24 protein-coding genes are annotated in these 26,964 nt (G+C 39.9%); 12 read left to right on the top strand and 12 right to left on the bottom strand.

What is annotated here, in order from left to right:
- The first annotated feature begins 109 nt into the window (after nt 1–109).
- Nucleotides 110–2,191, top strand: coding sequence for a DUF349 domain-containing protein (locus M2448_RS07635; protein WP_280645318.1), 2,082 nt, complete (start codon nt 110–112; stop codon nt 2,189–2,191).
- A gap of 221 nt (nt 2,192–2,412) precedes the next feature.
- On the opposite strand, the gene M2448_RS07630 is transcribed toward M2448_RS07635, so the two are convergent.
- Complete coding sequence (locus M2448_RS07630) at nt 2,413–2,925, bottom strand: GNAT family protein (RefSeq protein ID WP_280645317.1); 513 nt, start codon at nt 2,923–2,925, stop codon at nt 2,413–2,415.
- 173 nt (nt 2,926–3,098) lie between these two features.
- Here M2448_RS07630 and M2448_RS07625 point away from each other — a divergent pair, with 173 nt between their 5' ends.
- Entirely contained in the window at nt 3,099–4,064 is a 966-nt protein-coding gene (locus M2448_RS07625) for a CPBP family intramembrane glutamic endopeptidase (RefSeq protein WP_280645316.1), read from the top strand.
- Nucleotides 4,065–4,201: 137 nt separating this feature from the next.
- Here the strand turns inward: M2448_RS07625 and M2448_RS07620 are convergent, their stop codons facing one another.
- Both M2448_RS07620 and M2448_RS07615 read right to left on the bottom strand, forming a co-directional pair.
- The gene (locus tag M2448_RS07620; protein ID WP_280645315.1) at nt 4,202–4,864 is read right to left on the bottom strand and encodes an ATP-binding cassette domain-containing protein; all 663 of its coding nucleotides are present in this window, start codon (nt 4,862–4,864) and stop codon (nt 4,202–4,204) included.
- 329 nt (nt 4,865–5,193) lie between these two features.
- Nucleotides 5,194–5,820 (bottom strand): hypothetical protein, encoded by a 627-nt coding sequence (locus M2448_RS07615; RefSeq protein WP_280645314.1) that lies wholly within the window; start codon nt 5,818–5,820, stop codon nt 5,194–5,196.
- Nucleotides 5,821–5,924: 104 nt separating this feature from the next.
- On the opposite strand from M2448_RS07615, the gene M2448_RS07610 reads away from it, so the two are divergent.
- The 3 genes from M2448_RS07610 to M2448_RS07600 all read left to right on the top strand — a co-directional run bounded on the left by M2448_RS07610 (nt 5,925) and on the right by M2448_RS07600 (nt 10,616).
- Complete coding sequence (locus M2448_RS07610; protein ID WP_280645313.1) at nt 5,925–7,871, top strand: ABC-F family ATP-binding cassette domain-containing protein; 1,947 nt, start codon at nt 5,925–5,927, stop codon at nt 7,869–7,871.
- Nucleotides 7,826–8,557, top strand: a complete 732-nt coding sequence (locus M2448_RS07605) for a GDSL-type esterase/lipase family protein (RefSeq protein ID WP_280645312.1) — start codon at nt 7,826–7,828, stop codon at nt 8,555–8,557. Before M2448_RS07610 ends, M2448_RS07605 begins: the two co-directional genes overlap by 46 nt.
- A 64-nt stretch (nt 8,558–8,621) precedes the next feature.
- Nucleotides 8,622–10,616 (top strand): M13 family metallopeptidase, encoded by a 1,995-nt coding sequence (locus M2448_RS07600; RefSeq protein ID WP_280645336.1) that lies wholly within the window; start codon nt 8,622–8,624, stop codon nt 10,614–10,616.
- Between the two features lie 101 nt (nt 10,617–10,717).
- Here the strand turns inward: M2448_RS07600 and M2448_RS07595 are convergent, their stop codons facing one another.
- Nucleotides 10,718–12,388, bottom strand: coding sequence for an ankyrin repeat domain-containing protein (locus tag M2448_RS07595; RefSeq protein WP_280645311.1), 1,671 nt, complete (start codon nt 12,386–12,388; stop codon nt 10,718–10,720).
- Between the two features lie 210 nt (nt 12,389–12,598).
- On the opposite strand from M2448_RS07595, the gene M2448_RS07590 reads away from it, so the two are divergent.
- Both M2448_RS07590 and M2448_RS07585 read left to right on the top strand, forming a co-directional pair.
- Complete coding sequence (locus tag M2448_RS07590) at nt 12,599–12,976, top strand: hypothetical protein (protein WP_280645310.1); 378 nt, start codon at nt 12,599–12,601, stop codon at nt 12,974–12,976.
- Nucleotides 12,977–13,052: 76 nt separating this feature from the next.
- Nucleotides 13,053–13,448 (top strand): hypothetical protein, encoded by a 396-nt coding sequence (locus M2448_RS07585; protein WP_280645309.1) that lies wholly within the window; start codon nt 13,053–13,055, stop codon nt 13,446–13,448.
- A gap of 58 nt (nt 13,449–13,506) precedes the next feature.
- On the opposite strand, the gene M2448_RS07580 is transcribed toward M2448_RS07585, so the two are convergent.
- The 5 genes from M2448_RS07580 to M2448_RS07560 all read right to left on the bottom strand — a co-directional run bounded on the left by M2448_RS07580 (nt 13,507) and on the right by M2448_RS07560 (nt 18,654).
- Complete coding sequence (locus tag M2448_RS07580) at nt 13,507–14,568, bottom strand: bifunctional 3-deoxy-7-phosphoheptulonate synthase/chorismate mutase type II (protein WP_280645308.1); 1,062 nt, start codon at nt 14,566–14,568, stop codon at nt 13,507–13,509.
- Between the two features lie 215 nt (nt 14,569–14,783).
- Entirely contained in the window at nt 14,784–15,230 is a 447-nt protein-coding gene (locus M2448_RS07575) for a transposase (protein ID WP_280645307.1), read from the bottom strand.
- Nucleotides 15,227–16,393 carry an aminotransferase class I/II-fold pyridoxal phosphate-dependent enzyme gene (locus M2448_RS07570; protein WP_280645306.1) on the bottom strand — a complete coding sequence of 389 codons (1,167 nt, stop codon included), beginning with the start codon at nt 16,391–16,393 and terminating at the stop codon, nt 15,227–15,229. Before M2448_RS07570 ends, M2448_RS07575 begins: the two co-directional genes overlap by 4 nt.
- Before the next feature lie 104 nt (nt 16,394–16,497).
- Nucleotides 16,498–17,340: a prephenate dehydratase gene (locus M2448_RS07565; RefSeq protein ID WP_280645305.1), complete on the bottom strand. Its 843-nt coding sequence runs from the start codon at nt 17,338–17,340 to the stop codon at nt 16,498–16,500.
- Between the two features lie 267 nt (nt 17,341–17,607).
- Nucleotides 17,608–18,654 carry an RNA 2'-phosphotransferase gene (locus M2448_RS07560; RefSeq protein ID WP_280645304.1) on the bottom strand — a complete coding sequence of 349 codons (1,047 nt, stop codon included), beginning with the start codon at nt 18,652–18,654 and terminating at the stop codon, nt 17,608–17,610.
- Nucleotides 18,655–18,854: 200 nt separating this feature from the next.
- On the opposite strand from M2448_RS07560, the gene M2448_RS07555 reads away from it, so the two are divergent.
- The 3 genes from M2448_RS07555 to M2448_RS07545 all read left to right on the top strand — a co-directional run bounded on the left by M2448_RS07555 (nt 18,855) and on the right by M2448_RS07545 (nt 22,101).
- Nucleotides 18,855–20,288: a radical SAM protein gene (locus M2448_RS07555; RefSeq protein WP_280645303.1), complete on the top strand. Its 1,434-nt coding sequence runs from the start codon at nt 18,855–18,857 to the stop codon at nt 20,286–20,288.
- Complete coding sequence (locus M2448_RS07550; protein ID WP_280645302.1) at nt 20,276–21,370, top strand: DUF6688 family protein; 1,095 nt, start codon at nt 20,276–20,278, stop codon at nt 21,368–21,370. The genes M2448_RS07555 and M2448_RS07550 overlap by 13 nt, the downstream gene beginning before the upstream one ends.
- A gap of 356 nt (nt 21,371–21,726) precedes the next feature.
- Nucleotides 21,727–22,101 (top strand): hypothetical protein, encoded by a 375-nt coding sequence (locus tag M2448_RS07545; protein ID WP_280645301.1) that lies wholly within the window; start codon nt 21,727–21,729, stop codon nt 22,099–22,101.
- 597 nt (nt 22,102–22,698) lie between these two features.
- On the opposite strand, the gene M2448_RS07540 is transcribed toward M2448_RS07545, so the two are convergent.
- Entirely contained in the window at nt 22,699–23,433 is a 735-nt protein-coding gene (locus M2448_RS07540; RefSeq protein ID WP_280645300.1) for a GH25 family lysozyme, read from the bottom strand.
- A gap of 118 nt (nt 23,434–23,551) precedes the next feature.
- Between M2448_RS07540 and M2448_RS07535 the strand changes: the two genes are divergently transcribed.
- A complete protein-coding gene (locus M2448_RS07535) occupies nt 23,552–23,935 on the top strand; it encodes a CD225/dispanin family protein (RefSeq protein WP_280645299.1) in 384 nt (127 codons plus the stop codon).
- 66 nt (nt 23,936–24,001) lie between these two features.
- Nucleotides 24,002–24,415 carry a DUF2752 domain-containing protein gene (locus M2448_RS07530; protein ID WP_280645298.1) on the top strand — a complete coding sequence of 138 codons (414 nt, stop codon included), beginning with the start codon at nt 24,002–24,004 and terminating at the stop codon, nt 24,413–24,415.
- A gap of 6 nt (nt 24,416–24,421) precedes the next feature.
- On the opposite strand, the gene M2448_RS07525 is transcribed toward M2448_RS07530, so the two are convergent.
- Nucleotides 24,422–25,543, bottom strand: coding sequence for an aspartate aminotransferase family protein (locus tag M2448_RS07525; RefSeq protein WP_280645297.1), 1,122 nt, complete (start codon nt 25,541–25,543; stop codon nt 24,422–24,424).
- Nucleotides 25,544–25,557: 14 nt separating this feature from the next.
- Nucleotides 25,558–26,892 (bottom strand): hypothetical protein, encoded by a 1,335-nt coding sequence (locus M2448_RS07520; RefSeq protein WP_280645296.1) that lies wholly within the window; start codon nt 26,890–26,892, stop codon nt 25,558–25,560.
- Nucleotides 26,893–26,964: the final 72 nt, after the last annotated feature.

Here is a 26,964-nt window from a genome sequence, read left to right as displayed (position 1 = left end):
AACGAAAAGTTAAAAAACTTATAACTAATAGTTGATTTCACCAAAAAAAATCACTAATTTGCCACGCGAAAAACATGAGGCATTACCTTTATTAACAAAAATTGACGATATGAACGCGAACCTAGAACCCGGATCACCTGTGGAAAAACCTTCTGAAGAAGTCAAAGCTGAAGAAACAAAACCAGTAGAAGAAGCTAAAGTAGAGGAAACTCCGGTAGAACAAACAGAAGTTGCCGAAGAAACCAAAGCTGAAGAAACCCCTACTGAAATTGTCGCAGCTGAAGAACTACCTGCAACAGAAAGTAAAGAAACCGAAGTCGAAGCTAAGACGGAAGAAGTCGAAGCTAAAGAAGAAACGGTTGAAAACGAAATAGAAGAACCTGTTGCCGCAGAAGAAGTTGAAAATACAGACGGACAGGGAGAAGATACGGAAGCAACTACAGAGGCATCTGTGGCAAAGCATGCAGCTTTGTCGAAAGATGAAATAATCGAAAAACTTAAAAATCTGGCTTCACAGGAGAATTTACCTCCCCGCTCGGAAGTTGAAAGTCTTAAACAGGCTTTCTATAGACTTCGTCTGGCTAATGTAGAAGCACAGAAAGCTGCATTCATCGAGGCAGGAAACGAAGCGGAAGCCTTCACTCCTACCCCCGACCCGAGCGAAGATGTCGTAAAAACATTCCTGAGCGAAATAAAAGAAAAAAGGGCTGCCCATGCTGCTGAAGAAGACAGAATAAGGGAAGAGAACTATAATAAGAAACTCCAGATAATAGATTCGATAAAGAATCTAACCGAGAGTTCCGACGATTTTAATAAGCTGTATAAAGAATTCAAAGACCTGCAACAACAGTGGAACGACATCAGCCTTGTGCCACAGTCGAAGGTAAAAGAATTGTGGAAGTCGTACCAGATATATACCGAGAAGTTCTATGACCTGATAAAGATAAACAACGAATTCAGGGATTATGATTTCAAGAAGAATCTGGAACTTAAAAACGCCATCATCGAATCGGTAGAAAAACTGATAGAGGAAGATGATGCTGTATCTTCTTTCCATCAGTTACAAAATTTCCATCAGCAATGGCGTGAAATTGGCCCTGTTGCGCGCGAATTGAGAGAAGAGACATGGACACGCTTCAAAGATGCTTCGACAGCCATAAATAAAAAATACCAGACTCACTTCGAATCGCTGAAAGGGAAAGAAGAAGAAAATCTGGCTGAAAAAACAGCTATTTGCGAAATACTGCGAAATATAGATTACAGCACGCTTACATCGTTCAAAGAATGGGACGAGAAAAGCAAAGAAGTAATTGAACTACAAGCCAAATGGAAAACAATAGGCTTTGTACCGAAGAAAGTTAATACACAGATATTTGAAGAGTTCAGATCGTTGTGCGACAAATTCTTTGAAAAGAAAAGCGAGTTCTTCAAAGGCGTGAGGGAAGAGATGGACATTAACCTCGACAAGAAACGCTCTCTTGCCGAACAAGCTAAATCACTGAAAGACAGCACTGACTGGAAAGCGACTACCGACAAACTGATAGCAATACAGAAAGAGTGGAAGACCATTGGTCCTGTGCCTCGCAAATATTCGGATGCCATCTGGAAAGAATTTGTTACAGCTTGTGACTACTTCTTTGAACAGAAGAAAAAGAACGAATCGACACAAAAGGGTGAAGAAGCAGAAAATCTGGTAGCTAAAAAAGAGATTATAGAAAAGATAAAAGCTGTAGACCAATCGCTGGATGCTTCCGAAGCCATTGCTCAGGTACGCGCACTAGCTGACGAATGGCATAAGATCGGGTTTGTTCCGTTCAAAGAAAAAGACAAAATCTACAAAGAATTCCATCAGGCAGTGGATGCACACTACGATCGTCTTAAAGTGGACAAGACCGAGCGCAGATTCGAAGCATTCAAGTCTAATATGAAAGACAATCTGTCGAAAGATAATCCGAGAAAATTATTGTATCGTGAAAGAGAACATCTGATGCACCAGTTCAACAAGGTGAAGACCGATCTTCAGACTTACGAAAACAATATGAACTTCCTGTCTTTCTCATCCTCGTCGAAAGGTGGGGGCGGATTGCTCAAAGATATAAACAATAAGATTGAGGGTCTTAAGAATGAAATGGAACTATTAGTGAAGAAAATTGAGGCGATAGACGAAAACCTCAACGAACTGGAAAAATAAAACCGGACTCACTATCAAAAAAAACTATAACAGAAAAGACTTGGAGACTGTTCCTAAACAAAAGGGACAGTCTCTTTTCTATTTAAGAAGAAGTGTTCAGAAAGAGTTTAGATGCCAAGCCGCTGGTTCTCAGGAGGACGGGAGCATACCAAAGTATGTGACCTACGACTGATGAAGCTAGCAATGAAGCAGATGGGCTCTTTCGGGACATCTTCTTTTTTTTAGTAACGCTCTCTCCTTTTCCGTATGGCATACACCACCTCGTCGATAAATTCGCCGTTTTTGTATAATGCTTTCTCAAATCGGGCTTCCTGTACAAACCCTGCCTTCTCTAGTACACGTTGCGAGCGGGTATTAGAACCAAATGGGCGGGCAAATATCCGCGTGATATCGAACGTATCGAAACCATATTCTACCATTTGCCGTATTGCTTCTGCCATGATACCACGCCCCCAGTATTCTTCCGACAACCAATAACCCATCTCTGCATTTTTTGCGTGGATGTCCGATTGGGGAAATATACCGATAGAACCGACTGCATTGCCATCTACCGTTATGGCAAAAACCAGTGTAGGATCTTGCTCTTCAATCAAAGCCAGATATTCTTCCGCATCCTTGCGGGAATAAGGATATGGAAATTGATCGACAAGGAACTTAGCTATATTATAATTGTTAGCATGACGGGCTATACTATCCAAATCGCCGGCATTCCATTTCCGTAATGTAAAATTCATTGTTGCTTTTTTATATTAATGTAATATAGTTTATATTTTTACCACAAGGTGTACAAAGAATCTGCACAAAGAACACAAATATATATAATCTCTCTAAGTTTTATCATTATTATTGTGATTTATGTGTTTTTTCTGCGACATATAATAAAAACCAATAACATAACGATAATACTATGAAACATTTAGAATGTGCTTTAGGTAAAGGTAATCATATAGGGAAATATATCCTCGTTATATTCTTGTCCTTTCTGGCTTCCAATATAATAGGCGTTATCCCTTTATTATGCGTAGTCATTGTAAAGGCAATACAAAGTGGAGGCGACGTAGCAGCAAGTATGGCTGCATTGAGCGACATGTCTAATCTAGCTGCACTGGGAATATCTCCAAACCTGTTTTTTGTCCTTATGCTGATACCTTTTGCACTAGCACTCGTTACCCTTATATTCTTTATAAAACTCCTGCATGGACGTTCTTACAAGGAGGTTATCAATGGAACAAAAACTGTTCGTTGGAGCCGCTTCTTTTGGGGTGCGGCATTCTGGTTTGCCCTTGCTTTGATTTCGCTTGGAATACAATATGCGATAAGCCCTTCCGACTTCGAACTGCAATTCGACATAACGGCATTTATACCTCTTGTCTTCATCTCCCTCCTGCTGATTCCTTTGCAAACCAGCTACGAAGAGCTCACGTTTCGCGGTTACATGGCTCAGGGAGTAGGTGCATTGACCAAAAGCCGCTGGATGGCATTCCTTATCCCGTCCATACTGTTCGGACTGATGCACTCATTTAATCCTGAAGTAAGTGAATTCGGATTCTGGCTGATGATACCTCAATATATCCTTATGGGTGCTATGCTCGGACTAATAAGCATTCTCGATGATGGTATCGAACTGGCTATGGGCGTACATGCTGCAAACAATATTTTTGCCAGTCTGTTTGTTACACACTCGTCTTCTGTATTTCAAACTCCTGCCATATTCAGCATCAAGGAGATCAATCCCGAAGGCGGATACGTAGAAATACTGATAACTGCAACATTACTTATCGCATTCTTCTACAAGAAATATAACTGGAGCTTCTCTGTAATGAACAAAAAGATAGAGGTGGAAGAAGTGGAAGTAAAAGAAGAAACAGTGTAAATAATAGGAATTAATCAAATAAAATTCTCCCCCTAAAAGGCTTTAGGCAAAACTATTTTGGCTAAAGCCTTTTACTTATTCCCATTGCCTCCTGCACTTAAAAATGGAGGCTATTAAGAATTCAGGCAATCAACCACTTATAGTAAGATATAACCCTTATCGGCTAATTCTTTTTCATCACTGAGCTCGTATAATGCTTCATCTTTGACTAACAAGATACGGTTGGCTATTTTTAATACGCTTTTGTATCTGTGGTCGGCTACAATTATCCCTTTCTTCTCCGATTCGGACAGTATCAGTTGTTCCATTCTAGTTATCATCAGAGGAGATAAAAATTTGAATGGCTCATCCAGTAAAACAAAATGAGCCTCTTTGCGAAGAATCAGATAGATTTCCAGATAGCGCCGCTCTCCCGACGATAGAGAGTATATACGTTTATCTGATAGTGACTTTATAAATTCGTCTACATCGTCTATCGATAGATTATACAGTTCCAGTGCTTTCTTCACTTTCAGGTCTGACGGAATAAAGAAATCATCAGGTAAATAAGAAATAGATGAAGAATGCGTATAAGGTGTCTTCAACATTTGATCATCAATGCAGACAAACTTATAACCGGCACTCAACGATCCGAATATAATCCGCTGCAAGGTGCTTTTTCCTGTACCATTACGTCCAAACAATGCACAGACATCTCCGGTCTTTACTTTCAGGTAAATACCGGACAGTATCCGACGCCCACCGTAACTTTTCGACACACTGTCGACTTCCATCAGATGTTGCTGGCTATGGCAAAGCATATACTATAGATTATGGTTGAGATTAAAACGTAAAATGCAAAAGACACAGCAAACAATCTTATTTTAGTAATTCCCGCATTGAAATAGAAATAATATTCATTCTTCCTCACAGCTTCTTTATAGAGAAGGCTTGCTGCAAATCCTACGGTACAGAGAATCCTCAGAAAAACACTCATTAAATTCGAAAACTTTTCTAAACATGACATCTCTGTACCGGAACTCTCCAGACCAGCTACAAATGTGATAGCCACCGCAATCGGAATGCTAATGATCAGCGTACTCCGGAAAAAGAGGTAATAAAATGAGATTTGTTGCCTTATATTCATTATTTACTGCAATCTTTTAAAACGATCACTTTTCCAGACATATACCTCCGGTTTGTCGCCCCACGTATCATTATAATAATTCATACTCCCATCCGCATTTACCTTTTCATTTTCGAATAAGCCAGTATTGGCTATGAGCATATTACTATCTGCTTTATATAAATATCCGAATTTACCATCAGATTCATACAATCCGATATCGGTAAATACTTTTCCCGAAATCCTGTCGATAATAAATAAATGCTCGCACATGCAGCCACAGCTATTTTGAAGTATCGTATAGTGTCCGCCAAAGTTTATAGCTGTTTTATTACAACCTTCTGTTATAAAATCAACATATTCTTTATCTGCACCCAACTCTTTATCAAAGACAAATTGTGTTACTAATTTCCCTGTATATACCTTAACCTGATAAGATTCAAAACTGAATTTCAAATCGAACTTAGTTTTATTAATAGTATCCGATATGTCCGATTCTGTACATACATTTAAAGAATCTATTATTATCTCATCTGCTTTTATCTCTATAGAATCTGTCATGGCATCTTCCATAGTAGTGGTGTTTTTCTGCTTATCTATACAAGAGAAAGAAAAGAGTATGAAAATTAATGGATAAAAGACTTTTTTCATCGTTTTGGTATGTGTTGATTTCCAAATATAAACATAAAATTGAAGTAGAATTAACGTTCTCTCTTAAAAATCTGTACTTTTGCATATATTTTAATAGATAAAAAGTGATATCAATAGAAGGACTAACGGTAGAATTCGGAGGTTTTACCCTTTTTGATGACATATCGTTTGTAATAAACAAGAAAGAACGCATCGCCCTTGTAGGGAAAAACGGAGCAGGAAAATCGACCATGCTCAAAATATTTGCAGGGATACAACAGCCTACACGAGGGAACGTATCTCTGCCCAAAGACGTAACAATCGGCTATCTGCCTCAACATATGACACTCAAAGAAGGGAACACCGTCTTTGAGGAAGCTTCCCTTGCTTTCGGGCATATACACAAGATGGAAGCCGAACTGGAAAATGTGAACCGCCAACTGGCTGAAAGAACAGATTACGAGTCCGAGGCTTATCACGACCTGATAGAGAAATCGAGTTATCTGAATGAGCAATTTATGATGTCGGGTGGTAACAACTTTCAGGCAGAAGTAGAAAAAACACTCATGGGACTTGGTTTTAAGCGTACCGATTTTGAACGTCCGACAAGCGAATTTAGCGGTGGATGGCGAATGCGTATCGAGTTGGCAAAGCTATTGCTGCAACGGCCTGACGTACTCCTGCTCGATGAGCCTACCAATCACCTCGATATAGAGTCTATACAATGGCTCGAAAACTTTCTTGCCACTCGTGCCAATGCCGTATTGCTGGTATCGCACGACAGGGCTTTCCTCGATGCAGTTACACAACGCACCGTAGAAATTTCACTCGGACGCATTTATGACTACAAAGTGCCTTATTCTAAATACGTGGAACTGCGTAAGGAACACCGCGAACAACAGATGCGCGCTTTCGAAAATCAGCAGAAACAGATACAAAAGACAGAGGAATTTATAGAGCGTTTCCGTTATAAAGCAACTAAGGCTGTACAGGTACAGTCGCGCATCAAACAACTCGACAAGCTCGAACGCCTTGAGGTGGATGACGAAGACAATGCTATGCTGAATCTGAAATTCCCTCCGGCACCTCGCTCCGGCTCTTATCCTGTGATATGCGAAAATGTAGAGAAAAGCTATGGCGATCACCTTATTTTCAAAGATGTAACGTTTACCATTAACAGAGGCGATAAAGTTGCCTTTGTCGGAAAAAACGGAGAAGGTAAATCGACATTGGTAAAATGTATTATGGATCAGATCGATTTCGAAGGGAAACTCGAACTGGGACATAATGTAAAGATCGGCTATTTTGCTCAAAATCAGGCACAGCTTCTCGATGAAGACAAAACGGTCTTCGACACTATCGACTATGTTGCTGTGGGTGATATACGTACCAAGATACGGGATATACTGGGTGCATTCATGTTTGGCGGAGAAGCCTCCGACAAGAAAGTCAAGGTACTTTCGGGAGGAGAACGCAGCCGTCTGGCAATGATACGCTTATTGCTCGAACCAGTAAACCTGCTTATTCTGGATGAGCCTACCAACCATCTGGACATGAGATCGAAAGATGTACTGAAAAAAGCGATCAAGGACTTTGACGGAACGGCGATCGTTGTTTCCCACGACCGTGAATTTTTGGACGGGTTGGTCGATAAAGTGTACGAATTCGGTAATCAACGGGTAACAGAACATCTGGGTGGCATCTACAATTTCCTCGAGAAAAAGAAAATGGATAGCCTCAAAGAACTGGAAATTGCAAGCCCCGCACAGAATACCATTCAGAACACGAAACCGACAGACAGTCAGGATGTAACAAGCAAGCTGACATACGAAGAGCGTAAGGAACTCAGCCGCCAGATAAAACGGATAGAGAAACAAATATCGGAAATGGAGCAACAGATCGAGAACAAAGAGAGTGAGATTGCCGATATAGAATCGAAACTGGCTACTCCTGAAGGAGCAGCAGATGCTTCCCTATTTGAAAAGCATGGCCAGCTGAATAAAGAGCTGGAAAACGATATGGGCAAGTGGGAAGAACTGACTACGGAACTGGAGAATATGACGAATACTTAAATCTGACAAATCAACCTACTATGAGAACCATTCCGTTAACCTTTTTGTTATTACTTTCAATGTATGCTATGAGCCAGGAAATAAGAGAGAATATCTTAGATAACCAAACTTATAAGGAACGGATGGCATATTTCGAAGCCAATCCATTGAAGGAAGGACAAATCGTATTTCTGGGAAACAGCCTTACGCAGGGAGGAAAATGGGACGAATACTTTCCGGCTAAGCAGCCTGCCAACAGAGGTATTGCAGGCGACAATACATTGGGGATGCTCAACCGGCTGACTGAAATACTGGAAGCCAGGCCTGAAAAGCTTTTCCTGCTTGCCGGAATCAATGATATTTCGCTCAACAGGCCGAACGATAAAATAATGACCGGACTTAAAGCCATTATCTATCAGGTACAGGCCGCATCGCCCGACACTGAAATACTGGTGCAAAGCCTGTTGCCTATCAATAATGATAACAACAGATACAAACGAATGCTGGATAAGGAAAAACAGATAGAGAAACTGAATATGGAGATTCAGAAATTCTGTAAAGCTGAAGGAATTACTTTTATTAATCTCTATCCTGCTTTTCTTTCCGGAAAAAGAAAGCTGAACGCTAAATATACAACTGACGGCCTGCACCTCAACGATGCAGGGTATGCGGTATGGGCAAGTCAGATACAATCATATATAAAATAAATAAAAACAACAAAACATGAGAACAATTTATTTTTTACCGATTGCAGTTCTCGCCTTTGCATCTATGAGTTGCAAAGACAAAACGACAGATCAAAAAACAGAAGAAGTGAAAAAGTTTGATATTGCCAATCTGGACACAACTGCTGTTCCCGGCAATGATTTTTATCAGTATGCTACCGGAGGATGGGCTAAAGCCAATCCGATGAAAGACGAATATGCACGCTACGGATCGTTCGATCAGTTGGCAGAAAACAATCAGGCACAGATAAAAGGCCTGATAGAAGAATTAGGAAAATCTTCGCACAAGGATGGCTCTGTAGAACAGAAGATCGGCGACCTGTATGCGATGGGTATGGATAGTGCCAAACTGAATGCTGATGGTGTGAAACCCGTACAAGCCCAACTGGATGCAATCAGTAAAGCTGCCACTATCAGTGACATCATAAAACTGGCGGGTGAAATACGCAAGTATGGCAACTCTCCATTCTTTATACTATATGTAGGTGCAGATGACAAAAACAGTTCCATGAACCTTGTACAACTGTATCAGGGCGGACTGGGACTTGGCGAACGCGATTACTATCTGGCTACCGATTCTACATCTGTTGCACTACGCAAAGGATACCATAATCTGGTGCAGACCCAGTTTGTAAATGCAGGCCAATCGGAAGCTGATGCGCTGAAAACAGCCGATGCCGTACTGAAAGTAGAAACAGCCCTGGCAAAAGATCATTTTAAGAAAGAAGACCTGAGGAAACCGGAATTGAACTACCACAAAATAAAAGTAGAAGACCTGAACAAGTCTGTAGCCGATTTTGAATGGCAATTATTCTTCGATGCTGCCGATGCTAAAGGATTCAGTGAAATCAACGTTTCCCAGATCAAGCCTATAGCTACAGCGATAGGGCTTATTCATACATTGTCGATAGACGAATCTAAAGCATACCTCTCGTGGTGCGTGCTCAATGCTGCCGCTTCATACCTGAGCGATAACTTTGTGAATGCCAATTTCGACTTTTACGGAAAACAACTGAGTGGACGTAAGGTATTGCAACCGCGCTGGAAACGTACTGTAAGTACAGTAGACAACTCGCTGAGCGAAGCTGTAGGACAGATGTATGTAGCTAAATACTTCCCTGCCGAAGCAAAAGAAAGAATGCTGAAACTGGTTAAAAACTTGCAAGTAACTCTTGGCGAGCGCATCAATAATCTGACATGGATGAGCGATGTGACAAAGGAAAAAGCACAAGGCAAACTAAATACCTTCAATGTGAAAATCGGTTATCCTGACAAGTGGAAAGACTACTCTACACTGGAAGTAAAGAAAGACAGCTATTGGGAAAACATTGTGCGTGCCAGCCAATTCTCTTATAATGAGATGATCAAGAAGATCAACAATCCGGTTGACAAATCTGAGTGGCTGATGCCTCCTCAGATGGTAAATGCATACTACAACCCTACTACTAACGAAATTTGTTTCCCTGCCGGAATATTACAACCCCCATTCTTCTATCTGGGTGCTGACGATGCTGTAAACTATGGAGCTATCGGGGTAGTGATCGGACACGAAATGTCTCATGGATTCGACGATCAGGGTAGCCAATACGACAAAGATGGCAACCTTGTCAACTGGTGGACACCGGAAGATTCTAAAAAATTCAATGAAAGAGCACAAGTGCTTGTTCAGCATTTCAACAAAATAGAAGTATTGCCTAATGTATTCGGTAACGGTGAATTTACACTGGGCGAAAACATCGGCGACTTCGGTGGATTGCAGATATCATTTAATGCTTTTGAAAAAACTGATGAAGCAAAGAAAGGTGATAAAATAGACGGATTCACACCGGAACAACGTTTCTTCCTTTCTTATGCAGGTGTATGGGCAGGCAATATACGTGACGAAGAAATACTCCGCCGTACAAAAACAGACCCGCACTCGCTGGGTAAATGGCGTGTAAACGGCGCTTTGCCTCATATCGATGCCTGGTATAAGGCATTCAATATTACAGAGGGTGATTCTCTGTATCTACCTAAAGAAAAGAGAGCAGATATCTGGTAACAGATTGCTGAATATATAAGTAATCCCCGATTTTACATCTATAGACGTAAAATCGGGGATTTGTTTTTGAGTAGTGCTGAAAGCAAATATTATTCGCACTATTACTTATTTGTCAGAATCCATTTCAGTTTGTTATAAATATTTGACAAGAATCCATCAGTCGGGCGTTCTGAATTACTTTGTCGAGATTGATTCTTCTCATCTTCTATTCGTACTGCCTTTAATTCGTTGTCGGTAGAAACCAATAAATATTTTTTTTCGTCGTCAAGATATAAGTCTCTAATATCTGCCGATAATTTCAGGTCTGTTTTCCGGTATACAATTTTATCTGATATGTCAATGTATAATAGCATTTTCCCTTTTCCCAAAACTATCGTGTTTTCATTCACAAATGTCAGGTAGCTCAAGCCATGTTCCGATTTATACTCAGAAATATCTAATTCCCATTGTTTGTGCATTAATCCATCCTCATACAGATAATATTCTAAGGTATTTGGAAATGTAACTGCAAATTCATTTTTATTAAAACCAAAATCGCTTGAGGTATTATCCCAATCTTTAAAGAAAGTATGTATAAATGTAATGCTTAAATCATCACCGAAGCTGTATAGATTATAATATGTTGTCTGGTCATAACTCAAAAATGAAATTAAACTTTCATTTTGATTTATGTAAGGTAGTATAATTCCGTCTTCTGCTTTTACTCTGTTTATTACTTTAAAATCTTCCGAGAGTATAATTATTTCCCAACCCTGAGAACCAATATATATGTTTTTCAGGGGTAAGTATTTGATCTGATCCAATTCTAAATCTTCTGCAAGGTCAACAGTATTGATAAGCTCAAATGTAGTTTGATCAACGATCAATAATTCATTGTCCGCCGTTGGGATAATTATATTTCCCTGCTTATCAAAGGTGAAGTTTCTTATATTAGAGACATCTACTGCTGCTACTTTGTCAATTAATAATTCTCCGTCAGATAATATATACTTTATAAGTTTAGCATTTCCTGTCAATCCAATAAACCATTCCGGTTTCACAGGGCTTTGCTTTAAAAAGAATATTCTTTCAAATTTATAATTCGCTGCCAGAATATTCTTTATCTTATGAGAGATTAGATCGGAATACTTTTCCTTAAAATGTTTCAGGATATTTTTTCTGCGTCCTTGCTTAGCCAAATAATAAGGCGTCCTTTGACTGCTATCTTTTCGCCAAGGGCATCCGTTTTCATACGCAAAATCAAAGACATCAGGAAGGTCAAGCCAAGATAATTTATGCAATAGATTACTATTTTGTTTGTCTTGCCCATCAATTCTTATATTGTGATCAAGATAGACTTTAACACACTCAATACTCTTGCATGCTAGGTATTGGGGCTTTTCCAGATCAATTCTTGCACCTCTTGATAACAACAAGTCAACAACTTCTATTTTATCTTGCCCGGTAGCCAGATAAAGCTCCAGATCGTCCATTGTAGCACCATTGTCAAGAAGATATTTTGCTATTTCATAGTTGTCTGCCCAGCACAGAGGGGTTGCATATACTCCACTTCGCTCTGCATTTACGTTTGCGCCGTTTTCTACTAAGAATTGCACCATCTCAAAGTTTCCATTCAATGAAGCAATGTGCAGAGGTGTATCGTCCATCCAGCCTTTGAGGAATATTTCAGATGGATTTCGTTTCAGGTATTCTTTAGCATCCTCATTCTTGTGTTCCTTAATGAGAAGGAATATTTCCGGTGTTTTAGTATAATCGGTCTGATATATATTCATTTTATTTGTCGAGTTAAGATTGTGTATAATACATAGAATGAAGCAATAATTACTCCGGATACGTAATACATAGCCAAAAATAATAAACATCCGGCAAGTAGCCCAATTTATATTTTATATACTTTATTCTCAGATCAATTATTTTTATTTACATGCAACTTTCCTATCGGACAAATCATCTTACATTTATAAACCCTATACTCTATAATTATGAAATACACTTTATTAATAACATTCTGCCTGCTCAGTATTCTATGCAGCCTGTCATGCAGTAGCGATGATGATTATTTCCCTGAAGACAGAAAGTACAAGCATTCTTTATTTAGTTCGGACGAGGAATGTAGAGAAGCTCAATCCCAATATTTTATGAACTGCTCTCAGACAGTATCATTCAATAAAGATGGCTCTGCTACATATATGGTCACTGACATCATGATGAGAGCAAAATATAAAGTAAAAGGCAAAAAAATAACGCTGTCCATACACAAAGATGATGCATACGAAACTAATGCTGTGGTTTACTTCAAAATAGAGGATGAGAACAAAATCATCAAAGAAGATGACGGTACTGAATGGGAACTATATTAGAGCCCGTCAAAACTGAAAGTAACTTTCCTATCAGGCAAATCATCTTACTATTATAAATCATTTATGCCCTTATACTATGAAAAAGATTGTATATATAATTTTATCGTTTTTCTTTATCACCTGCTGTTTCTCATGTAGTAATGATGACGATAACATTTCTGACGACTACACGAGAATAGAGTTGAAAAGCTCTCTGAAATGTACAACTGAGTATGAAAAGAAAGAAACCGCAGAGAAAAGGAAAGCAACAGTTATTCTTTATGAAGACAAGGACTATAACGGATATCTGATTTATCTGAAAGATGAGAATAATCAATATTATCATGCATGTACACTTCCGGAAGAATACCAGAAGAACGGATTGGATATTATCTTCTCTGGAACAGTATATTATCCTGATCCGAGAGTTGACAAATTAGACCCTCTGCTCGGATGGGAACTTGATATTACAGAACTGTGGGTAAAGATGTAGACCAAAAGAGGTTCAGGTATAATACCCAAACCTCTTTTACTTTATATTGTGTCTCTTCTTACTTATTCATAACCATGATCTGCTGTCTTACCGACTCTTCGTGTATAGCCTCGAGTACCACGCGCATAAACTCGGGATTCATGCCCATACCTTCAGCCTGAGAGATACGTTTGCTTAGTATCTCATCATACCGGTCAGTCTGCACAATGGTCATATTATGCTCTTTCTTGAATGTACCTATTTCGCACGATACACGCATACGCTTCGCCATAAGTTCGAGTAACTGATCGTCCAGTTCATCTATCTGGCGACGCAGATCGGAAAGATCTTCAGTCGATTGTTTGCCATCACGAATGATAAGAGCCGAGAGGATTTCCTTCAGTCTTACAGGGGTTACCTGTTGCGAAGCATCGCTCCATGCCTCATCCGGATTGCAGTGCGATTCGATGATCAGTCCTTCATAATTAAGATCCATTGCCTGTTGACAAAGCGGTTGTATCAGGTCACGTTTACCGCCGATATGACTCGGATCACACAAGATAGGCAGATCAGGATAACGACGTTTCAGTTCGATAGGAATATGCCATTGCGGAAGGTTACGATAGATCTTTTTGTCGTATGAACTGAATCCGCGATGAATGGCTCCCAGTTTAGTCAATCCTACATTGCTCAGACGTTCCAAAGCTCCAATCCACAATTCAAGATCAGGATTCACCGGATTTTTCACTAATACGGGAATATCCACACCCTGCAACGCCTCAGCTATTTCCTGCACTGCGAACGGATTTGCAGTTGTACGCGCACCGATCCAAAGCATGTCGACTCCATACTTCAATGCTTCGTAAACGTGCTTTTGTGTTGCAACTTCGGTAGATACATACATACCTGTCTCCTGCTTTACTTTTTTGAGCCATGCCAGTCCTTCGCTGCCTACACCTTCAAATCCGCCGGGCTTGGTACGCGGTTTCCAGATACCTGCACGCATTATCTTGATGCCATCGGCAGACAGCTGACGCGCTGTATTCATTACTTGTTCTTCTGTTTCGGCACTACATGGTCCTGCTATGACCAATGGGCGTTTCGGGTCGACGCCCGGTAGTAAAATTGAATCTAGTTTCATGTTCGTAATTTATTTATTGTTTATATTATTTAATTTCATTAGTCGTTTTGCGTGACTCGGCATAACCTGAAATAAATTCAGTTCTGCTCTCGCTACTTAAAACGTTCGTTATAATAGTTATCGTTTGCCCAATTTAATGGGTTGGTTAATATATAATCAGTTATTTTTTGATGTGCTTCAGAATTTCGGATAATATGTTCGTAATAGCTGCGTTGCTAGATAGAATAACCGATTTGTTTGGTTACACCGATTTTAAAACCGCGAATAATTGCACCAATTGTTCCCGATTCACAATTTGGCCGTTGTTGTAGGGGTCGAATATTTTCGACCCGAATATCCTCTGATTCATCCATATTGCTTTTAATCTCACTATCGGGTCGAAAATATTCGACCCCTACATTGGTATCAATTTCAATTATTCCATGTATATGATTGGGCATTATCACAAATTCGTGTAAAACAACATTTTGGTAATGTCGCGGGATTTCCAACCAACACTCTTTCGCTACCTCTCCCATTCTATTCAACACCACTTCTCCATTTTCCACTTTCCCGAAACGGCATACTTTATCCTGACAACATACGGTTACAAAATATAATCCTTCCTGACTATAATCGTATCCATACAGGCGAACCGTTCTCCGTTTGGGTAGCGTATTCATTTTACCTTCTTTATCCTTTCCAATGCTTCTTTCAACATGCTCTCATTACAACACAGCGATATACGGATATATCCTTCTCCCTTGTCTCCAAAAATAAATCCGGGTGTAAGAAAGACTTTTGCATCGTACAACATTTTATCGGCCAGTTCTTCACTGCTTTTATAGCGGGCAGGTATTTTTCCCCAAAGGAACATACCTACCTGATTTTTGTCGTATGTGCAACCCAGTTCATTCATGATAGCTTGGGCATACTGACGACGGCTTGCATACAGTTCTATATTGTTTCGGCGATGCCATTCGTCTGAGTTCTTCAATGCCGCCACAGAGGCCAGTTGCATCGGTTTCAGTATACCACTCTCTATATTGCTCAGCACCTTGAGTATCCATTGTATAAATTGTGCATTGGATGCTACCATCCCGATACGCCAACCGGGCATATTATGTGATTTACTCATCGAATTTAGTTCAATACAAATATCTTTTGCACCCTCTACCTCGAGAATGCTCAATGGATTTTCGTTCAAAACGAGGCTATACGGATTATCGTGAGCTATCACTATTCCATGTTTCTTGCCGAATGCTACCAGCTTTTCAAATAACTCTAATGAGCCATTTGCTCCGGTTGGCATGTTCGGATAGTTCACCCACATAAGCTTTACATTCGACAAATCCATTTTCTCCAATGCATCGAAATCGGGCTGCCAGTCATTATTTTCATCCAGATTGTAAGAATGAATAGTAGCCCCTATCAGCTTGCTGACGGATGTATATGTCGGATAACCCGGATTAGGGACAAGCACCCCATCTCCCGGATTGAGGAAGGCTAGTGATATGTGCAGGATTCCTTCCTTTGACCCAATCAGAGGTTGTATCTCTTTTGCAGGATCAAGTATTACATTATACCATCTTTTGTAGAAGTCTGCAAATGCGTTTCGCAGTTCGGGGATACCTACATGTACCTGATAACCATGCACATCGCTTCGGGTAGCCGATTCGCCCAATTCTTTCACTGTGGCTTCCGATGGTGGCAGGTCGGGACTACCCACTCCAAGACTGATTACATTCATGCCCGCAGCATTCATTTCCGCGACTTCTCTTAGCTTTTTTGAGAAATAATATTCGCTGACTGTATTTAGGCGTTCTGCCGGAATTATTGTTTTCATATTTTCAAAATTCAGCCCCTCCCAGCCTCCCCAAGGAGAGGAGTCTATTGAGGGTTAATAATTACTGTTTCATCCTTAGTCCCCCTTGGGGGATTCAGGGGGCTTTACAACTCGCTTTGTCTGCCTTCGGGATACTCACCCAATGTTTTCAATTCGCTTATTAACGGGCGAATAGCATCCAATGACTGATGGTATCGTTCTATATCGGAATATGTAAGGTCTACATAAAACTGATATTCCCATTCGCGACCGATAATCGGTAACGATTGTATTTTGGTAAGGCTGATTCCGTAAAACGAAAGTACAGATAGCACTTTAGACAGGCTGCCTTCGCTGTGCGGTAATGTGAATACAATGGACGATTTGTTTATCACCTCGTCTTTCTGAATCTCATCGACTATCCAGCGATTGCCAAAAATAAGAAAGCGAGTGAAATTGTGCTTATTTGTCTCAATTCCTCTCGCCAGTATATTCAGTCCGTAGATTTCGGCTGCGCGCACACTGCATATAGCAGCAGTCGTTTGCAAATTCTGTTCGGCAACGTCACGAGCTGCCAAAGCCGTATCTTCGTGCTCTACAATCTTTATTCCCGGAAGCGTGTCAAGGAACTCAGTACACTGCATCAAAGCAATCGGATGCGACTGTATTTCTTTTATATCATGAACGGACTTACCCGGCAGAGCAGCCAGACAGTGCGAAATGCGCTGCTTGAACTCTCCTGCAATAGGCAGTTTGTTTTCTTTCAGCAATTCATAGTTGCTAAGCAAACTGCCGGCAATGGTATTTTCTATTGCCATGATGCCGATTATGTTCGGATCTTTTTTTATAGCCCTGAAGATATCACGAAATGTAACGCATGGTACTATTTCTACTTCTTCTCCGAAGAAATTTTCTGCGGCAATGCCGTGATACGCTCCCAGTCCTCCTTGTATTGCTACTTTTCTCATATTAGTGTTAATAGTCAAAAAAAAATCCCGTCATATCTGACAGGATTCTATATATTGCGATTGTATTATTTCACTTCCAATTTTCTCATACAAAATCCTGTCTTACCTTTTAAAGTAAAAGTAAAAAAAGAAAAAGTATGTATAAGAAAAATTCTTCATTTCAATAATTGTTATTTTTGAATATGAGTACAAATGTAATACTTTTTTAAATATTGCAAACATATTATCATTATTTTATTCAGAAAAAACGCAAATATGTTATTTATCCTATTCTTGATAGGCTTCTGTATATACCTCTGTCCTGTCCATCTGCAATAAGTCTTTTTTACAATCAGGACATGTGCAAATATATCCCTGCCCAAAATACCATGAACCCGTAGATGTTTCTTTCCCACAGTTAGGGCAAATAATGCCAATAACAACACCCCCTTTTATGTCGTCTATATCCGGCACTACTTCTATTTCAAGATCTAATATGACAGAAGCTGATGCCATAATAAAATTTTGGTTCTGAGCTTCACTATGTCCCAAATAACATGCCAATAGTTTATGCCTCCCTTTTACGTGCATGGCATAGTCATATTCCTGACAAACAGCATTATCTTTTTGAAAATGGTAACTCAGAGAGCCATACACCGGCTTCTTCTTACACATCCAGCAACTTCGCACAGGAAGACCGAAATAACCGAAATTATAATTGTTATTAACTACATAATCTGTATTAAAGAACTTTTTGTAATAGGTTGTTACGGTTATTTTTTTCTTGTAAAGTCTATATATATTATGAATATTATTTTCAACACGAAGGTACTTTGACGGACAGGCATCGGTAAACCATGTACCATCACCGGATGTATAGAATTGATGATCATCCGCATACATCTGTGCCGCATCTACAACTATTATAGCAGGTTCTTTTCTTCCTGCAAATATATAGGCATCAACATAATTCTCGAACAGATAAACAGAACTTAGCTTTAAAGGCTTTAATCCTTCTTTGAGAATAGTATCCCTCAATTTACTGCTTGTGCTATGATATAAAGCTTCAGGGGGACGCGCCCCTTCTTCATCCGGCTTAATAGGAAAAGAGTGCCCCTTAGTTGCTTTTATACGATTGCCCTTAATCTTGAAACGGTCTGAATTGCTGCACAGTGCCAATATCTGTTCTTTTTCTATCCGGCTGCCTTGATTATTAGCCTTGATTATCAATACATCGATGTCTGCATAACCATATTCATCCAATTCCAGCCCTATTTCATGCGGTGTGTGCCTTAAAATCTGGCTTAAAAAGCGACTTAGTCCTTCATATCTCATTGTCCCTACTCGATTTTATATTCTTATTTACTGATGCTTCTGATATTTACTGCTATAAAACAAAAATAGGATTTTATATCGTAGAATTATTAATTCTCTTATAAAAACAAAATTTTCAAATAATCTTTATCCAATAATTTGCAAATTAAAAAAATAATATAACTTTGTATCTCAAAGTTCTTTTTAAAACACAAACAACTATGAAGGTAAAAATGATACTTCCTGCGCTGACAGAGGCCGAAAGCCCCTTCTGGCGACCGATCAAATACTCATTGTTCCCACCGTTGGGACTGGCAACACTGGCGGCATTCCTCGATCCGGATGATGAAATAGACTTGCAGGATCAGCATGTGGAACAACTCAATCTGGATGATGAGCCCGATCTGGTGCTGATACAGGTATATATTACCAATGCTTTCAGGGCATACAAGATAGCCGACCACTATAGGGCAAAGGGTGCATATGTACTGCTTGGCGGACTGCACGTAACATCGTTGCCGGAAGAGGCTGCACAGCATGCCGATACTATATTTCTGGGGCCGGCGGAGGAATCGTTCCCACGCTTTTTGGCTGATTACAGAAATAAAAGACCGCATAAAGTATATACCTCGCAAGTAAGGACTCTGCATAACCTGCCACCCGTAAGGAGAGACCTTATCAAACGGAACCGCTACCTTGTGCCTAACTCACTGATCGTAACAAGAGGCTGTCCGCATCACTGCGATTTCTGCTATAAAGATGCGTTCTTTACCGGAGGAAAATCGTTTTACACACAGCTTGTAGACGATGCCCTCGCGGAAATAGAACGGTTACCGGGAAAACACCTCTACTTTCTGGATGATCACTTGCTGGGTAATCCGAAATTTGCTTCCGAATTGTTTGAAGGGATGAAGGGAATGAATCGTGTATTTCAGGGGGCGGCAACAATTGACTCAATACTGAACGGCAACTTGATAGAACAAGCCGCCGAAGCGGGGCTACGCAGCGTATTTGTCGGCTTCGAGACATTCTCACCCGAAAACCTGCGTCAAAGCAATAAGAATCAAAACATTGCAAGGAACTATGAAGAAGTAGTCAGACGCTTGCATTCATTGGGAATAATGATAAACGGTAGCTTTGTATTCGGGCTCGACCATGACGATAAGGATGTATTCAGACGGACAGTAGATTGGGGTGTGGAGAATGCCATCACTACAGCAACTTACCATGTGCTCACCCCCTACCCCGGCACGCGGCTATTTCAAAACATGGAGGCTGAAGGGCGCATACTTACCCGCAACTGGGACTTATACGACACACGTCACGTGGTATATAAGACACAGGGACTGACAGCCGAAGAACTGGAAAAGGGTTACAATTGGGCATATAAGGAGTTTTACAGCTGGTCGAATATCATAGAGGCGTCATTCAGCCACGAATCGGCAAAGCATATATTGAAACACTTGTTCTACACTGGAGGATGGAAAAAGTTTGAGCCGTTGTGGAATTTCATTATCAAGACGGGCGGATTGAACAATATGCTGCCGTTGTTGGAATCAATATTATCCAAAGTGGGTAATACAAAGAAAGAGGAAAAAGTATTCAATAAGGAAGAAACATCAACAGTACTAAATGATCCAGCATGGAAACAATAATCATTATCCTATTCTCAATATTCTTGGTTATCCCTTTCTTCATCATTTACGACAACGAAAAAGAGAGAGCCACAAGGTATATTTTAAATTATATCCGGTTTCTCGTAGAAGTCGTATTCATTATCATTTTTCCATTGATTTATCTTATAGTAGCAGATGGCGCTACGAACGATTGCTGCAACGACTCAGCAACTTTTTCTCCTGATCATAAACTTTCGATATATGTACTTATCGGACTGAGTGTAGTTGCATATTTCATTTCAGTATATCGCAGCGGGTTTATATCTCCTATTATAGATATTTTGTTGAATGTTTGGCTTATAATAGGCTCGATATTGTGTGTAGTGCTTATTTTCCACACAGCACCTACTATTGCAATATTTATTGCCTTATACATTCCCATCCTTATCCTCTTTGGCATGGCACTAAACAAAAACTTCTCGATAGTGAGTGAGTATGCAGAAGAGACGGGTTTCACCCCTAAGAACAAAGCTGAAAAACTGGCATGGGAAATACTCACATTTGAAAGCAGGCTTACATTTCTGATAGTGCTGTGCGTCCCTATGCTCTTCCTTATTGCCGCTATTCTTATCCTGTTTGGACAAAAACCGGACTCGATGATCAGCGCCTTCACCGATACTTACAAGCATGGTTTTTCGCAACTGGATTATATGTGCGAAAATGTGGAATGTGGCGGGCATTTTCTTTGTTCGGTGGCGGCTAACGGACACAAAGATGTGGTGAAACCGGAACGCTACGGACAGAGGCTTGGGAAACCTATTATCTGCAACAGGCAATTACTGGTAGCGAATGCGTTTGAAGACCTTGTCTGGCAAAAGGCGCCAAGACTGCATAAGGTTATCAGGCACAACTATAATAAGGTGGGCGACGTGGTACATAAATATTACGGGATATTCAACAACAAATATGTGGCAGATGCAATATACCTGCTGATGAAACCGCTGCAATGGCTATTTATTCTTACACTCTATACATTCGACAAGAATCCTGAAAACCGTATAGCAGTACAATATCTGAAACCGGAAGACAGGAAGGCGATAGATGAGCACACAGGTATATGATTTCCGGATAGTTTTATCTATAAGATTTAAGGATAAAAAGCAACCCCGCAAACCTCCCTAAAGGGAGGCTACAAAGAGAAAACAAGAGGAGAAAGTAACAAAGAATAAAAATGATGCAAATCCATTACATTCGTTACATTTTAGTTAAAATTGGTATTGTAGGAACAGCGGATTGCCCTTGTCCATTTATTCGATCTTCGGGCGAACACATGGGTTCGCCCCTACGGGAGGAAAACTCAGAATAGTAAACTAAAATCTAATTTGTATCTGTTGTTGACTGCTCACTGTTGACTGTTAACTGAATAGTTACATTTTAGTTAAAATGCACAGATCTCAAATAAATAAAACACATTAAAATGATGGACTCAATTTATATAATCCCAATACTGATCTACTTCGTAATACCAATAGTGGGATTAGCGACTTATATAATATTGGTAAAAGGTCTGAAAGCTAAAATAGATTCTGTTCCGTATTTCAGCATCTTCTTCCTATTTATGATCTATGGAGGGCTTTTGCTCATCATTCTTACTTCTGTATTTTGGAGCTGGTCGAAATTATTATTATCGGCTGCACTATTTCAGGGTTTATATGCTCCAATAGTTGCCGGTCTGATCGTTTTCTTTATTAAGTATGACTATTCGGTTTGCCACAAATGGATATACTATGCTGCTATTGCATATTTCCCATTGTTATTGCCGGTTTCCATCTTTTGTCTCATTGTATCATGAAAAACAATGCAAATCCGTTACTTTCATTACTTTTTAGTTAAAATATACAGCTATTAGATAAATAAAACATATTAAAATAATGGACACTATTTACGTAATACCAATATTAATCTATTTCGTGATACCAATAGCGGGATTAGTACTTTATATAAAGCTGGTGACGAAGATGCAGTTTGAAGTAGATTCGGTTCCGTATATTCGTTTATTCTTTCTATTCTTCATCTATGGAGGGCTTTTACTTATTATACTTACAGGCATATTTTGGAAGGTATCTGGTCTATTATTAATAAGTATATTTTTTCTATTGTTTATTGCTCCGATAATTACAAGTATAATTACTTTATTTACTTACAGGAAAAGAGAGCTATCAGTCTATCACAAATGGATATTTAATGCTGCCGGTGGCTATAGTTTAGTACTGTTACCTCTTGTGCTTTATTGCTTCATAGTAACAGCTGCTAGTGGTAATTTACCACGATTTGCACTTTTTATTTATTACTTTATTGTTGAGGTAATACCTTAAATAGAAACAGCATAGACCTATAGAAAAGTAATATACAAAAAAGTTCTTTGACATATTCGGATAAAACAATTTGATCAATGCTTCAACAGCATTTTATCAAATTCCTCTCTACTGCCATTAAACGCATTCAGATCGACCAGTGTAGTGATACCATCGAGCCGTCCGCGATTGGCAAATTGCCAGAATGTCCATTTGCGTCCATCGGGCAGATTGGGTTCGGAAAGAATGTTCCTGATCCATATCGGGTTGTCAGGAAAACGGTTCTGCAAGTGATTACGGTAAAACTCGTTCGTAGTGTATATAATGACCTTACGCTGATAGTGATCTTCGATGATTTCGAGATAACGTGTAATTTCCAGTATCAGGTCTTCTTTGCGATTGGCTTCCTGACAATTTCCTCCGTATTCGAGGTCGATAATGGGCGGCAGGTCTATGCTGTCGCGCGGAACATAGTGGATATAATTGCGAGCCTGCTCCTCTCCTTCTTTGCAGAATGTGAAGAAATGGTACGCTCCCGATAGTATCTGATGATCCCGCGCCTCGCGCCAGTTCTCCTGAAACATGGAATCTTTGTGGTTACCGCCTTCGGTAGCCTTGATAAATGCAAACTGTACAGCCTGTTTATCAAGTTTTCCCCAGTCTATTTTTTCCTGATGATGCGAAACATCAATACCTTGTACGGGATAATCTGCAAAAGTGGGATAATTCATGCGTATATAGCCTTTGTAGTAGCCTATATATAATCCGTATGCTGTGAAGGCTAATAATACGAGGGCAACTGAAAAGAATATGATATATTTCTTTTTCATATTTAGATCAAAAATAGTAGTATAATATCATTTTTAAGAAGATTATTTCATCTATTTTTAGCAAAGTATTGAAATAATATTTATTTTTGATAAAAATTATTAATCAAAACTATATATTATGTCAGAATTTAACCAAGAAGAACAAGGAACTCAGTTCTCTTCATCTTACCAATCTACACAAAATCAGGACTATATGCCTACTAAACCTGATAACAACCTTGTATTGTCTATTGTATCCACAGTGTTGGGACTATGTTCTCCATGCTGTATAGGGCTTATACTTGGTATTATAGCTATCGTATTCTCTACTCAGGTAGATTCCAAATATACTATGGGAGATTACCAAGGTGCTGAAAAATCGGCTAAAACAGCAAGAATACTAGCTTTTATAGCTCTGGGCTTCTTTGCATTGAATGTGCTTTACTTCATATTCCTGATTATCACAGGTGGCTTAAGTGCAATTACAGATCAATATCAACAAATTCTGGATCAGGTACAATAATTAAAATATTTTAGGATAAGCAGAGAAAGGTAATTCAGCCAGGTTGATTACCTTTCTCTTTTTATTATGAAAAAGTATATACTTTGTATTATCATTATCGCGCTGCCAATACTTGTAGGCTATATTTACTATGCATACTACGGCAATAGTGGCGATGTATGGAGCAAGCAATGCAGTTTCCATGAGCTGACAGGCTTACAGTGCCCCGGATGTGGTGGCCAGCGAGCCTTTTATTACCTGATACATGGAGAAATATTAAATGCTTTGCGATATAATCTGATAATGATTATCGGATTGCCTTTTTTCCTGTACATGTACTTTATACTATGCCAAAGGTACATACTGAAAAGCGAGAAGGCTCTGAAATACTTCAATTTTCCGGTATACACAGGCTATATCTTCATTGCCATACTCGCAATATATTTTATACTGAGGAATATACCCATGTGGCCATTCATCTACCTGTCACCTCCTCAATAGACTCTGTTACAGCACCTTCTTAAATCTTTCAAGGAAGACCTCAGCTTGCTCTATAGTGAGGCACAACGGTGGCAACAAGCGGAATACATGCGTTCCGGTAGCTCCGGTAAATACCTTTTCTTCGAACAATAGTTTACTGCGCTTTTCCTTTATCGGTTCATCAAATTCCATACCGATCATAAGCCCGCGTCCGCGCACTTCTTTTATCTGTGGTATTTTCCGAAGTTCCTGCATCAGAAATTCACCCACTGTATAGGCATTTTCTATCAGGTTTTCGTTCTTCATAATATCCAGAACGGCAATAGCAGCAGCGCAAGCCAGATGATTTCCGCCAAAGGTAGTTCCCAGTTGTCCGTAAACGGCTTTGAACATAGGGTTTATCAATACGGCTGACATTGGGAATCCGTTACCGATACCTTTTGCTACCGTAATAAGGTCTGCTTCGATTCCGGCATACTGATGGGCAAAGAATTTGCCGCTACGTCCGTAACCTGATTGTATTTCGTCAAGGATCAGGATAGTTCCCGTTTCGGTACACACTTTTCGCAGTTCTTTCAGAAAATCGTCGTGCGGAATCTGTATGCCTGCCACACCTTGAATACCCTCTATGATAACTGATGAGTATTCGCCGGTCGCCAGTTCTTTCTTTACAAAATCTATATCGTTGAAAGGTGCAAACACATAGTTGGCATTGAGATTTACAGGGGCTAAATAAGCCGGGCTGTCTGTAGCTGCAACTGTAGCCGATGTCCTGCCATGAAATGCTTTGCGGAATGCCAATACTTTCTTGCGTCCGTTATGGAACGAAGCCAGTTTTATAGCATTCTCGTTTGCTTCGGCACCCGAATTAACCATGAACAGGAAATAGTCGGGATAACCGCACTGCTCACCAAGTTTTTGGGCGACTTCCTTTTGCAGTTCATTGATTACAGAATTGGAATAGAATCCAATCTTATTGAGTTGTTCAGTCAGCTTTGCCACATAGTAAGGATGCGTATGTCCGACAGATATAACGGCATGACCGCCATAGAGATCGAGATACTCGTTTCCTTTGTCATCGTACACATAACAGCCTTTTCCTTCTACGATATTAAGATCGAATAGCGGAAATACATCAAATAGTTTCATTATTAAGCTTTTATTTAAAGATCTTTTATCAATTCTATCAATCCTTCTTTGCGGATAATATACATACCAAGCCGGACTTCGGATACGCCTTTTCGCAGCTTGTAGGTGTAGACAGGATGCCCATCCTTTTCCTGAATATCGAAGTAACAGAACTGTATATTCTTCTCTACTTCCAATTCGCGTGCTACTTCTACGATATGAGTGGATATAACAAAGAAAGACGTCCTGATTTGTGCAAATGCAGAAACGATAGCCAGCGTACCGTCATAAGCATCTTTTACGTTGGTACCTCTGAACAGTTCATCGAACAGCACCAGCATGTTTTTGTTAGTCTTCAGTTTCTGGGCTACTTCTTTTATGCGCATCACTTCGGCATAGAAGTGGCTATAGCCCGAAGCAAGGTTATCGGATATATTAATGGTAGTGGACAAGCCGGACAACACACTCAGCTTCATTTTTGAAGCCGGAACAGGGAATCCTGCATGCGCCAGATAAACGGAAACTCCTAGAGCCTTGAGAAAAGTAGATTTGCCTGCCATATTAGGCCCCGATATAAAGAGCAGGTTCGATGTATTGTCAAACTGTATATTGTTGGCAATCGCGCCATCGACAAAGGGGTGAAACAGGTCTTCTATTTCGAGACAATTCTCCGTTTCGGGCACTACTTCGGGATACGACAGCTTATATTTACCTGCTGCTTTGGCTATTGCCAAGAATGCGTCGTATTCATATACAAGCTCCAGAAAGAACAGGACATCGTCTCTATTTGTATAACGGAATACATAATCGAAGTCGGTAATATCATAAGCTTTAAGCCTTTTTGTTTTGATCATCCGGCTATATGCGGGTTGAGACAGCAGGCCTTTTACCGTTTTGTTATGATCGAGCAGATATTGCGGGCAGTCATATTCGCGAGCTTTCTCATCCAACAGAAGAGAAAACTTGTGTATGGCTTTGAGTAGTTCTACAGTTGCACTTACACCTGTCTCCACCATATAATATTCATTACTGGGATATATTTTGCTCATAATCTTCTTCTCGAAGGCTCTAAGCTTGGATATAGGCTTCGACGACAGGCTACTATGACGCAGATAATATTCGGTAAAGTCCAGTGAGTTCTTATCAACATCGAGCCCCGACGGCAAGTGTTGCTGAAAGAAGGCAATACTGTTCTTCCGCTCAGTTATCTTATGCACATCGGTAAGTGGTTCGGACAGAAAGTTGTATAACTTCCGCCGTCCGCCTATGCATACGGTAAAATCGAATAAACTGACTACCGACATTCCCCCTTTGACGGTACCAAAGATTTCGAGGTCTCTTCTGGTTTGGTTATCTACTTCAAATTTCATATGCTTCTGTATTATAAGGTTTATATCTTCTAGAGGAAATATGCGCTAGATTTCCATATAAATCTTATAAGT

It is taken from the genome of Dysgonomonas sp. PF1-14 (assembly GCF_029892965.1).
Classification (GTDB): Bacteria; Bacteroidota; Bacteroidia; order Bacteroidales; family Dysgonomonadaceae; genus Dysgonomonas.
This window is presented reverse-complemented; position numbering and strand designations above follow the sequence as displayed.